The sequence below is a fragment of the Salinicola acroporae genome, from assembly GCF_003206615.1.
GTDB lineage: Bacteria > Pseudomonadota > Gammaproteobacteria > Pseudomonadales > Halomonadaceae > Salinicola > Salinicola acroporae.
The window spans coordinates 281,777-292,836 of record NZ_PZJW01000002.1; the positions used below are offsets into that span (position 1 = coordinate 281,777).

11 protein-coding genes are annotated in these 11,060 nt (G+C 64.3%); 3 read left to right on the plus strand and 8 right to left on the minus strand.

Annotated elements, in window-relative coordinates:
* Positions 1-2: 2 nt before the first annotated feature.
* From xerD to ffh, 6 genes are all read right to left on the minus strand, one after another.
* Positions 3-890 (minus strand): site-specific tyrosine recombinase XerD, encoded by an 888-nt coding sequence (gene xerD / locus DOM54_RS02445; RefSeq protein WP_110714815.1) that lies wholly within the window; start codon positions 888-890, stop codon positions 3-5.
* Positions 891-1,020: 130 nt separating this feature from the next.
* Positions 1,021-1,377, minus strand: coding sequence for a 50S ribosomal protein L19 (rplS, locus tag DOM54_RS02450; RefSeq protein ID WP_110714816.1), 357 nt, complete (start codon positions 1,375-1,377; stop codon positions 1,021-1,023).
* Between the two features lie 132 nt (positions 1,378-1,509).
* The gene (gene trmD / locus DOM54_RS02455; RefSeq protein ID WP_110714817.1) at positions 1,510-2,289 is read right to left on the minus strand and encodes a tRNA (guanosine(37)-N1)-methyltransferase TrmD; all 780 of its coding nucleotides are present in this window, start codon (positions 2,287-2,289) and stop codon (positions 1,510-1,512) included.
* 79 nt (positions 2,290-2,368) lie between these two features.
* A complete protein-coding gene (gene rimM / locus DOM54_RS02460) occupies positions 2,369-2,905 on the minus strand; it encodes a ribosome maturation factor RimM (RefSeq protein ID WP_110715097.1) in 537 nt (178 codons plus the stop codon).
* Positions 2,906-2,979: 74 nt separating this feature from the next.
* Positions 2,980-3,231, minus strand: coding sequence for a 30S ribosomal protein S16 (gene rpsP, locus DOM54_RS02465; RefSeq protein ID WP_071231752.1), 252 nt, complete (start codon positions 3,229-3,231; stop codon positions 2,980-2,982).
* A gap of 135 nt (positions 3,232-3,366) precedes the next feature.
* The gene (ffh, locus tag DOM54_RS02470) at positions 3,367-4,764 is read right to left on the minus strand and encodes a signal recognition particle protein (RefSeq protein ID WP_110714818.1); all 1,398 of its coding nucleotides are present in this window, start codon (positions 4,762-4,764) and stop codon (positions 3,367-3,369) included.
* 317 nt (positions 4,765-5,081) lie between these two features.
* Between ffh and DOM54_RS02475 the strand changes: the two genes are divergently transcribed.
* Together DOM54_RS02475 and DOM54_RS02480 are read left to right on the plus strand one after the other, a co-directional pair.
* Entirely contained in the window at positions 5,082-5,885 is an 804-nt protein-coding gene (locus tag DOM54_RS02475; RefSeq protein WP_110714819.1) for a cytochrome C assembly family protein, read from the plus strand.
* 104 nt (positions 5,886-5,989) lie between these two features.
* Positions 5,990-7,273: an HlyC/CorC family transporter gene (locus tag DOM54_RS02480; RefSeq protein ID WP_110597864.1), complete on the plus strand. Its 1,284-nt coding sequence runs from the start codon at positions 5,990-5,992 to the stop codon at positions 7,271-7,273.
* Between the two features lie 243 nt (positions 7,274-7,516).
* On the opposite strand, the gene DOM54_RS02485 is transcribed toward DOM54_RS02480, so the two are convergent.
* Positions 7,517-9,418: an MFS transporter gene (locus tag DOM54_RS02485; RefSeq protein ID WP_110714820.1), complete on the minus strand. Its 1,902-nt coding sequence runs from the start codon at positions 9,416-9,418 to the stop codon at positions 7,517-7,519.
* Positions 9,415-10,029, minus strand: coding sequence for a TetR/AcrR family transcriptional regulator (locus DOM54_RS02490; RefSeq protein WP_110714821.1), 615 nt, complete (start codon positions 10,027-10,029; stop codon positions 9,415-9,417). Before DOM54_RS02490 ends, DOM54_RS02485 begins: the two co-directional genes overlap by 4 nt.
* A gap of 286 nt (positions 10,030-10,315) precedes the next feature.
* Here DOM54_RS02490 and DOM54_RS02495 point away from each other — a divergent pair, with 286 nt between their 5' ends.
* The gene (locus tag DOM54_RS02495) at positions 10,316-10,990 is read left to right on the plus strand and encodes an SOS response-associated peptidase (protein WP_110714822.1); all 675 of its coding nucleotides are present in this window, start codon (positions 10,316-10,318) and stop codon (positions 10,988-10,990) included.
* Positions 10,991-11,060: the final 70 nt, after the last annotated feature.

Genomic DNA, 11,060 nt, shown 5'->3' on the forward strand with positions numbered 1-11,060 from the left:
GTTCAACCTCTTGGGTGGTGTTGGGCGTGCAGCGCTTCCAGGCGCGCCTGGGCCACGTGGGTATAGATCTGCGTGGTCGACAGGTCACTGTGACCCAGCAGCAACTGTACGACACGTAAATTGGCCCCATGATTCAATAAATGGGTCGCGAAGGCGTGGCGAAGGGTGTGGGGTGACAGCGGCTTGTCGATGGCCGCCAGCTGGGCGTAGTGCTTGAGCCGGTACCAGAAGGTCTGGCGGGTCATGAAACCGTCGTGCCGGCCGGGGAACAGCGGCGGCTGACGAATGTCCTGCATCAGCTCGTTGCGGCCTTGACGCAGATAGCGGTCGACCCAAGCCAAGGCCTCTTCCCCCAACGGCACGAGACGCTCCTTTTCACCCTTGCCACGCACCATCACGACCCCCTGGCGCAGGTTGATCGCGCTCAGGGTCAGCCCCACCAGTTCCGATACCCGCAACCCGCACGCGTAGAGCACTTCCAGCATGGCGCGATCACGCAACCCCAGCGCGGTCTCCACATCCGGCGCCAGCAGCAGGCGATCGACATCGTGCTCCTCGAGCGTCGATGGCAGTCCCGGCTGCACTCGCGGTGCCTGAACCTCCGCCAGCGGGTCGTGGCTCATCAGCCCTTCCGCCAGGGCCCAGCGGTAGAAGCGCCGCAGGCAGGAGAGCTGACGGGCGATGGAACGCGCATGGTAGCGCTCACGACAGACGTCGACGAACGCCACCAGCGTACTGTCGCCGGGCGCCAGCAGCCGTTCGTCCTGCGCTTCGAGATAACCGATCCAGGCCGTCAGATCCCGGCGATAGGCGCTCAGCGTATGCTCGCTGACGCCGCGCTCCAGCCACAGCGCATCGAGGAAGGCATCGCGTCGGTCGTGATCGTTCATGCGACTCCGTGATGGAAGGGGCTATGTGGCCAAAAGCACCATCATAACGCGGAAACCCCGCGAGCCGAACGACTCGCGGGGTTTCCTGCGGACCAGCCAGATGCGCCTCCAGTCGGAGGCGCGGACCGGATCAGCCCAGCTTTTCCTTGATGCGGGCAGACTTGCCGCTGCGCTCGCGGAGGTAGTAGAGCTTGGCCTGGCGCACGTCGCCGCGACGCTTGACTTCGATACCGGCCACCAGCGGGCTGTAGGTCTGGAAGGTACGCTCGACGCCGACACCGTGGGAGATCTTGCGCACGGTGAAGGCGGAGTTCAGGCCGCGGTTACGCTTGCCGATGACGACGCCTTCGAAAGCCTGGAGGCGCTCGCGGCTGCCTTCCACGACCTTGACCTGGACGACGATGGTATCGCCGGGCGCGAACGTCGGGATTTCCTTGCTCATCTGCTCGTTCTCGAGCGCCTGGATCACCTTGTTCTTGCTACTCATGTCTTGCTCCTCGTTGAAGAAACACCCCTGGGGCGTTTCGTGATCCCGGCGCCCGTCCGACGAACGGTCGGGGCGGAATCGGACTCGTGGATGACACATGTCGACGGTCACTCTGTGCGAGAACCTACCGTCTCATGCACCGCCGTCGCGGGAGGACATGCTTCCCGCGGCGTGTTCGTCGATGAATTCGTCGAGCAGCTTGCGCTGTTCGCGATCCAACGTTCGGCTCTCCAGCATATCCGGGCGCCTGAGCCAGGTGCGCCCGAGGGATTGCTTCAATCGCCAGCGACGAATCAGCTCGTGATTGCCGCTGAGCAGGACGTCCGGGACACGATGGCCGTCGATCACCTCGGGCCGCGTGTAGTGCGGGCAGTCCAGCAAGCCATCGGCGAACGAATCCTCGCTGGCCGAATCGCTGTGGCCCAGCACCCCGGGCACTTCCCGGGCCAGCGCATCGATCATCACCATGGCCGGCAGTTCGCCACCGCTGAGAACGTAGTCGCCGATCGACCACTCTTCATCGATATCGGCCTCGACCACGCGCTCGTCGATACCTTCATAACGACCCGCCACGACGATCAGCCCGTCACGCGTTGCCAACTCCCGCGCTCCAGCCTGATCCAGCCTGCGCCCCTGGGGAGACAGATAGATCACGCTGGGCCGATGGCCGGCGGACTCGGCACCGGCGCGCGCCTCGGCCAACGCCCCGCGCAAGGTGTCGACCTTCATCAGCATGCCGGGGCCACCGCCATAGGGGCGGTCGTCCACCGTGCGGTGACGGTCGGTGGCGTAGTCCCGGGGATTCCAGAACGCCAGCTCCAGCAGCCCCCGCTCCACGGCGCGTCCGGTGACACCATGCCGGGTGATCGCCTCGAACATCTCCGGGAACAGGGATACGACACCAATCCACACGGTACGCTTCTCCTACCCGTTGCCGAACGCTGGCTCTCACCGACCTGGACAGCGGCACCGGGTGCCAGCCCTGACATCGTCAGAAAGCGGGGTCCCAATCGACGATCATGGCGCGATCGGCCAGATCGACCTGAACGATGACGTCGTCAGGCAGGAACGGCAGCAGCCGCTCGCGATCGTCGAGACTCCCCTCGGAGGGCCTGACCACCAGCACATCGTTGGCACCGGTCTCGAACAAGTGATCGACGCGCCCCAGCTTGACGCCGTCGCGGGTCACCACGTCGAGCCCTTCCAACTGATGCCAGTAATATTCGCCGCTATCCAGTTCGGGTAGCGCCGTCTTTTCCACCGCCACATCGGCACCGGCCCACTGCTCGGCCAGTTCCCGCGTGTCGATACCTTCCAGTCGCACCACCAGACCCTTGCCCTGCGGCCGCGCCTCGAGCAGACGCCGCGACTGCTGCTGCCCCCGCATCGACAGTATCCACATCGGATAATCGAAGATGCCCTGGGCCGGGCTGGTGTACGAGTAGACCTTGAGCCACCCTTTCACGCCGTGCGGACTGGTCAATCGACCCAGCACCACCAGTTGCGTCTCGTCACCCTGCATAGGCATGTCCTGCTCGGAATCTTTCGGCAAGGTTTCACCCGACAGTGTCTTGCGAGCCGCCTGCGGCATGACGATCGAACTCAGGCCTGGGCCTTGCGAGCTTCTTTGACCAGCTCGGCGACGCGATCGGAGACCTGTGCACCCTGGGACTGCCAGTGGGTGATACGGTCCAGATCGACACGCAGGCGCTCTTCCTGGCCGCGGGCGACCGGGTTGAAGAAGCCGACGCGCTCGATGAAGCGTCCATCGCGAGAAACGCGAGAATCGCTGACGGTCAGGTGATAGAAGGGACGCTTCTTGGCGCCACCACGTGCCAGACGAATGGTTACCATTGCGTTGATAATCCTTCGGTTAAGTTAATCGTTACGCCACGAAATCGAGTCTTCTCGGACACTCGCCCGAGACGAAGACGCAGCATTCTACGGAAAACACCGTGTATTGGAAACCTTTTGTTGCGGGTGGGCGAGTCAGCGCCGGGGGAAACCGCCGCCGCCCATGCCACCCATCCCGCCGGGGCCTCCGCCCCCCATCATGCCGGACATGCCGCGCATCATCTTCTGCATACCGCCCTTCTGGCCGGCTTTCTTCATCATCTTCTGCATCTGCTTGTGCTGCTTGAGCAGTCGATTGAGATCGGGCACCTGCAGCCCCGCGCCCATGGCGATACGCCGCTTGCGCGAGCCGTTGATGATCTCGGGCTTGCGGCGCTCCTGCGGGGTCATCGAGTTGATCAGCGACTCGAGCTTGCCGAACTCCTGCTCGGCGCCCTTGTTCTGGGCCATCTCCGCCATCTGCCCCATGCCCGGCAGCTTGGACATCAGGCCACCCATGCCGCCCATCTTCTTGAGCTGCTGCAACTGGTCGCGGAAGTCCTCGAGATCGAACCCCTGGCCCTTCTTGACCTTCTTGGCCAGCCGCTCGGCCTTGCCCTTGTCGACGTTGCGCTCGGCCTCCTCGATCAGCGACAACACGTCGCCCATGCCGAGAATGCGTGAGGCCACGCGATCGGGATGAAACGGCTCGAGGGCGTCGACCTTCTCGCCCATCCCCATGAACTTGATCGGCTTGCCGGTGATATGACGCACCGACAGCGCCGCGCCGCCGCGCGCGTCACCGTCGGCCTTGGTCAGGATGACCCCGGTCAGCGGCAGCGCGTCATGGAACGCCTTGGCGGTGTTGGCGGCGTCCTGACCGGTCATGGCGTCGACGACGAACAGTGTTTCCTGAGGCTGGATCGCCTGATTCAGGGCCTGGATCTCCGCCATCATCGCCTCGTCCACCGCCAGCCGGCCGGCGGTGTCGACGATCACCACGTCGTGGAACTGGATCCTGGCGTGCTTGATCGCCGCCTCGGCGATCGCCACCGGCTGCTGGGCGCTGGTCGACGGGAAGAAATCGACCTCCACTTCCCTCGCCAGCGTCTCGAGCTGATCGATGGCCGCCGGCCGGTAGACGTCGGCGGAGACCACCAGCACTTTCTTGTGCTCGCGCTCGCGCAGGTACTTGGCCAGCTTGGCGACGGAAGTGGTTTTGCCCGCGCCCTGCAGGCCGGCCATCAGCACGACGGCGGGCGTGCCCTTGAGCGTCAGCGCCTCGTTGGCCTGGCCCATGATCGACTCCAGCTCCTGCTGGACGATCTTGACGAACTGCTGACCCGGCGAAAGGCTCTTGGAGACTTCCTGCCCGACCGCGCGTTCGCGCACCCGGTCGACGAAGTCCTTGACCACCGGCAGCGCGACATCGGCTTCGAGCAGCGCCCGACGGACTTCGCGCAGCGTGTCCTTGATGTTGTCTTCGGTCAGACGCGCCTGGCCGGTGATCGACTTGAGCGTCTGCGACAGGCGATTGGAGAGACTTTCGAACATGAAACGCTCCGGGCAGCGATGCCTGGCATCACAGAGGCTCGAACTCGAGCTCGCGACGCCACTGGAAAGGAATGTGGCCAGCATTATACGCATGGATGCAGCCAGGCTCCATGCAGCGGGGTGCCACCAGTCGATGGCTGGGCGAGTTGGCGGTGATTGGGTATAGTGGCGGCGAAACGCGATGGCCTATCATTCAGGATCCGTTGCCGCTTGTAAGGCCGCGCTGAAGCGGCAACCGCTCCAGGCGCATCCGCATCTCGCACTCTTTTCATCGTCATGGCGGCTGCTCGAAGACCGCCCACGAGGCCAAAACACCGATGCCGGCGCTTCCTTTCGCCCTTGTCGCTATTGCCTGTTATCTCGCCGCCGGACTATGGCAGAGCCTGAGCCTTGCCCGACGGGTCGCCGAACGCCCGACCTGGGTACGCAGCGCCGGGTTGGTCGCGCTGGGCTGCCACACCTTCATCGTCGCCCTGGCCATCATCGGCCCGCACGGCCTGCATCTGGGGCTGACCCAGAGTGCCGCACTGGTGGGCTGGCTGGTCGTGGCGCTGCTGCTGGCCGCCAGCCTGTTCAAGCCCGTGCTCAACGCCGGCGTCTGCGTTTTCCCGCTGGCCGCCATCACCATCGTCGGCGTGGTCGGCATGCCCAGCCGGATGATCGAGTCCGGGGTCTCCCCCGGCCTCTATTTCCATATCCTCAGTTCGATCGCCGCGTTCTCCTTCCTGGCCATTGCCGCGGTCCAGGCCGCGCTGCTCGGGTTTCAGCACCACGCCCTGAAGCGCCGCCAGACCAGCGGCATCGTGCAGGTACTGCCGCCGCTGACCCGCATGGAGCAACTGCTGTTCGAGCTGATCTGGTGCGGCATGCTGCTGCTGACGGTCGCCATCGTCAGCGGGTTCGTGTTCGTCGACAACCTGTTCGCCCAGCACCTGGCCCACAAGACCATCCTGTCGCTGCTGGCGTGGCTGATATTCGCCGGCCTGTTGGCGGGGCATCATCTTCTCGGCTGGCGCGGACCCAAGGCGGTACGCTGGACGCTGGCCGGTGCCGCGATGCTGGTACTGGCGTTCTTCGGCACCAAGTTCATGCTCGAATACATCTTCCATTACAACGCCTGAGCGCTCGCCCGGCCGGAAACTCAGTCGCGCGGTCATCGGCCGCGTTGACAGGCTCCGGTTAACGCCCTACAACAACCTGACAACTCCATGAGGAATTCTCCGCCTTGAGCGACGACATACCCTTGGGCCTCATGCTGGGCCTGCTGTTTGTTCTGGTCTGCCTGTCAGCATTCTTCTCCAGTTCGGAAACCGGCATGATGTCGATCAATCGCTATCGATTGAATCATCAGGCCAACGCCGGTTCTCGCTCGGCCAGCCGCGTCGTCGAGCTGCTCAAGCGCCCCGACCGCCTGCTGGGCGTGATCCTCATCGGCAACAATCTGGTCAACAACCTTGCCGCCTCCATTGCCACCATCGTCGCCATCCATTTCTTCGGCGACGTCTCCGGGCCGGCCATCGCCACCCTGGTGCTGACCATCGTCGTGCTGATCTTCGGCGAAGTGACGCCCAAGACCTACGCCGCCGTCAAACCGGACCGCATCGCGCTGCCCGCCTCGTTGATCCTGGCGCCGCTGCTGCGGCTGCTCTACCCGGTGGTGTGGCTGGTCAACGCCATCTCCAACGGCCTGCTAAGGCTCATCGGCGTCCGCCACCTGGACGCCGGCGCCGACAACCTGACCCGCGACGAACTGCGCAGCGTAGTGCACGAAGCCGGCTCGCTCATCCCCAGCCGCCACCAGGCGATGCTGCTGTCGATTCTCGATCTCGAGAACGTCACCGTTAACGACATCATGGTGCCCCGTCATGAAATCGTGGGCCTCGACCTGGACGACGATCTGGAGACCCTGCTCGCCCAGATTCGCCAGAGCCAGCACACCCGGCTGCCGATCTTCAAGGGCGACATCAACAACATCATCGGCATTCTGCATCTGCGTAACGCCTCGCGCTTTCTCTCCAAACCGGACCTCAACAAGGCCGCGATCGTCCAGGAAGCACGGGAACCCTACTTCATCCCGGAGTCGACGCCGCTGCACACGCAACTGCTCAATTTCCAGCAGCAGAAGCGCCGCATCGGCGTCGTGGTGGACGAGTATGGTGATGTCGAGGGGCTGGCCACGCTGGAGGATATCCTGGAGGAGATCGTCGGCGAGTTCACCACCGACGTCGCCGGCACCTACAAGGACATTCACCCGCAGACGGATGGCGGCTATATCATCGAGGGCACGGCCAATATCCGCGAGGTCAACAAGGCACTCGGCTGGCAGCTGCCGACGGATGGCCCCAAGACCCTCAACGGGCTGATCCTGGAGGAGCTGGAGTCCTTCCCCGACGCCCAGGCCTGCCTGCAGATCGGCGCGACCCGCCTCGAGATCCTCGAGATCGGGGACAACCTGATCACCTCGGTGCGCTGCTGGCAGCAGGGCGTGCGCCGGCGCAGCGGCGAATGAGACGACAACGGCGCGGACAGAATGATGACCGCGAACGGCGCTAGGGTTTGTACGGAAAATCGGCGTGCGAAGGCCAGACCGGGGCGCATAGCCTAGGCAAGAATCGGCGAAGATCGACCGGGCTGGCGCATCCGTTTACGGGGTATCAATGAGCATTTTGACCGGGGGTGCCGAGCTAGGGCTGGCGCTCCAGCCGATCTTTAACGCCGTATTGCCGAGCGCGGACGGTTTTTCGTACAGGGCCTAGATCGGACCACCCAGCTTTCGGGACAAGCTCTGATCGGCCGCCCGCTTGAGCCCTCGAACCCGACGCTCCAGGGTTCTCCTCGGCGAGTAACCGGCGGGAATCGGCTCGCCGAAGACCAGCAGCACTCGCGCCCGCAGCCGGCGCGGCCACTTGGTCAGCGCCTTGCCATCCTTGTTGGATGTCCAAGATCCCCACAGCCCCGACAGCGCCGCCGGCACCACCGGCACCGGATCCCGCGCCAGCACCAGGTCCAGGCCCCGCCGGAAAGCGTGCACGTCGCCGTCCGGCGTCAACCGCCCTTCGGGAAAGATCATCACCACCTCGCCATTGCGCAGCGCCCGACTGACCTCTTCCAGCGCGCGTCGAACGCCGCCAGGATCACGGCGGTCGGAGTCGACCGGAATGGCGCCCGCGATCCGGAAGAACCAGTGAACCCAGGGGTTCTCGTAGATCGGCCGATCCATCATGAAGCGCAGCGGACGAGGGCAGGCTCCACCGAGTACCAGCGCATCCATGAAACTGACATGGTTGCAGACCACCAGCGCCGGCCCGGTGGCGGGTACATGCTGTCGACCACGACACCGGAGCCGGTAAAGCATTTGAACCAGGGCGAAAATTAGCAGCCGCAGCGCGGGCCGGGGGTTTCGCATCAGCAGTGCCACGCCCACCAGCAGGGCCGACCAGCCCAGGCAGGCGAACAGCGTGAAGAGCGACAGCTCCATCACACTCAGCACCACGATCCCGAACACGGCGGAGAGGATCATGAACAGCGCGTTGAGGATATTGTTGGCGGCAATCATGCGGGCCCGGCGCTCCTCGCGACTGGCCAGTTGCATCAGGGTATAGAGCGGTACGCTATAGAGACCGCCGCCGAGTCCCACCAGCGCCAGCAGCGTACTCATGCGCCAGAAATCAGTCATCGCCAGGAGTTCGACCAGGGTCAGGCGTTCCGCGACGAAGCTCGACTGCGCAGCCAGCTCGAGCCCGGAGACACCGATGACCAGCGCGCCGATGGGCACCAGGCCGAGTTCCAGCCGCCCCGCCGACAACCGCGAGCAGAGCAGCGCCCCCAGGCCCACGCCAATCGCGAAGGCACCGAGCAGGAAGATGACGGCGCCCTCGCTGCCGTGAACCACGTCCTTCACCCATGCCGGCAGTTGGGTCAGGTAACAGGCGCCCAGAAACCAGAAGAAGCTGATGCCGATCAGCGCCGGACGAACCTTCTTCTCGGCAAGACCTTCGCGCAGCACTCGCCAGGTACCGGAGAGCGGGCGCCATGGCACGCGCCCGGCCACGCTCGGAGGCGCCGCCGGGATCCTCAGGCTGACGACGACGCCAACCACGGCTATCACCACCAGGCTGGTCGCGATGGCCGCCCTTCCCAGCGCGCCTTCCAGCGAAGCCAGTACGCCGGCCGCCAGGGTACCCAGCAGGATCGACACGAAAGTGCCCAGGTTGACCCAGGCATTACCCTTGACCAACTCGGTGGCGGCAAGGTGTTGCGGCAGGATGGCGTACTTGACCGGACCGAACAGCGCCGACTGCGTGCCCATCATGAACAACAGTGCCAGCAGCAGGCCGAACAACTCGAACCAGACCGCTGCCGCAGCCGCGATCATCGTGACCAGTTCCAGCAGCTTGAGCCGACGGACGAGCCTCTGTTTGTCGAGATGATCGGCGAGCGTGCCGCCCCAGGCGGAAAACAGGAAGAATGGCAGGATGAAGAGTCCTGCTGCCAGGTTGTTCAGCAATCCCGTGTCCCAACCGTAGCGGGGTACGGCGACGAAGGTCAGCAGCAGCAGCAGGACATTCTTGAAAAGGTTATCGTTGAAGGCACCCAGGGCCTGGGTCCAGAAGAACGGCGCAAAGCGGCGCTGGGCCAGTAACCCCGACTTCACGAGTCGTCCGACAGGTAGCGCAGGCCATTCAGCGTCATCGACAACAGCTGGTCGAGCAGTTCGCCCACTTCCATCGGCTGCCCCTGCCAATAACCGAGGCGGTCATTGAGCCCCAACTGGACCAGGCCATGCACACTGCCCCAGAGCGTTCTTGCCATGCGCCGGGCAGCGGCATCGTCGAGTGCCGGCTGGTGGGCCTTGAGTGCGCTCTCGACGCGGAGGAACAGCGCATCGATGATATGACTCTGGCGCTCGTCGAGCTCCCCCTCGTCCGCCAGCGGATACTCGAACAGCATCTGCCAGCGATGAGGCTCATGCTGGGCGAACTGCCAGTATGCCGTCGCCAGGGCCTTGAGCTGAGGCTCCGGATCGGCGTCCTCGAGCCAGGATACCGCTGCCCCCATTCTGTCGAGCGTCTCGATGTTGACGTACTGCAGCAGGTTGCTGAAGCTGCCGTAGAGCTTGAGCAGTGTGCTCGGTGCGCAGCCCACATCGCGAGCCAGTGAGCGCAGCGACAGCGTGTGCACGGGATTTTCTCGCAGCCAGGCATCGCAGGCCGCCATGACCTGTGCATGGAGCGCCTCGGGGGCGTGCTGTCGCGGTCGAGCCATGAAATTCCTCGCTCGGAATGATGTCGAATCGCTGCCGATGATTCGGAAGCCGGAAAATATTGTTGTCGACTTAAAATCGAACAGCGTTTCCCAGCATATCGCCATACCACGTAAACGCAAGCGCCGAGCGGATTAACGTGACGATTTCGTAAGGGTTTTACGCCCCCGACCTCCGGGCGGAAAGATCGCCTTCATACCTCCTTCCCGAGTGAATAACGCCTTGGCCCGGCGCCAGCGGTGGCATAGGCTGTTGCCCTCGTCACCCGAACCTTCAAGAGGAGACACCATGGCTGGTCGGCTGCATGTCGACGATTGGACCCGTCATCCGGCAAGCCCCGCTTTTCGTGGTATCGACCCGCCCGTGTTCGGCCCCAACCTGGCGCCGCGCCGCTGGCTGTCGATTCTGCGCCACGAAGCGGGTGCCAGCGTGCTGCGTGACGCGTTCTGGGGGCTCACTCCCACATGGCTCAAAGTACTGGATCAAGCGCCTCACTGTGCCCGTGCCGAATCGCTCGACGAGCGGCCGATGTTCCGCGAGGCCCTGGCCGAGCGCCGGTGCCTGCTCCCGGTAACCGGCATTTACGTCTGGCAAAACGGGCTGCGAGGCAAACAGCCCTTCCTGGTAACCCATGTCGACCGGTCGCCACTGCTGCTGGCCGGCATCTGGAGCCGCCATGCGCCGGACGCCGGCACGGCACGCGACTCCTTTGCCCTGATCACGGTACCCACCACGGAAGTCATCGCCCCCATCAGCGATCGCCTGCCCGTGGTCATCGCCCCCCGACAGACCGAGGCCTGGCTCTCTCCGGATACGTCGCCAGCGTCGGTCCGCAGGCTCATCGGCCCGGCCGACAGGGAACTGTTGGGCGCGTTTCCGGTATCAAAGCAGGTGAACGACCCCGCGCATCAGGAGTGGGCCTGCGGCTATCCCATCGGCCCCATGCGCGTCTGGACCCCATGAATGCCTCGCCGCGGCAGGCATCGATCCATCACTTCAAGACCCCGGCTTGCACTTCACCCCTGGTCATCAG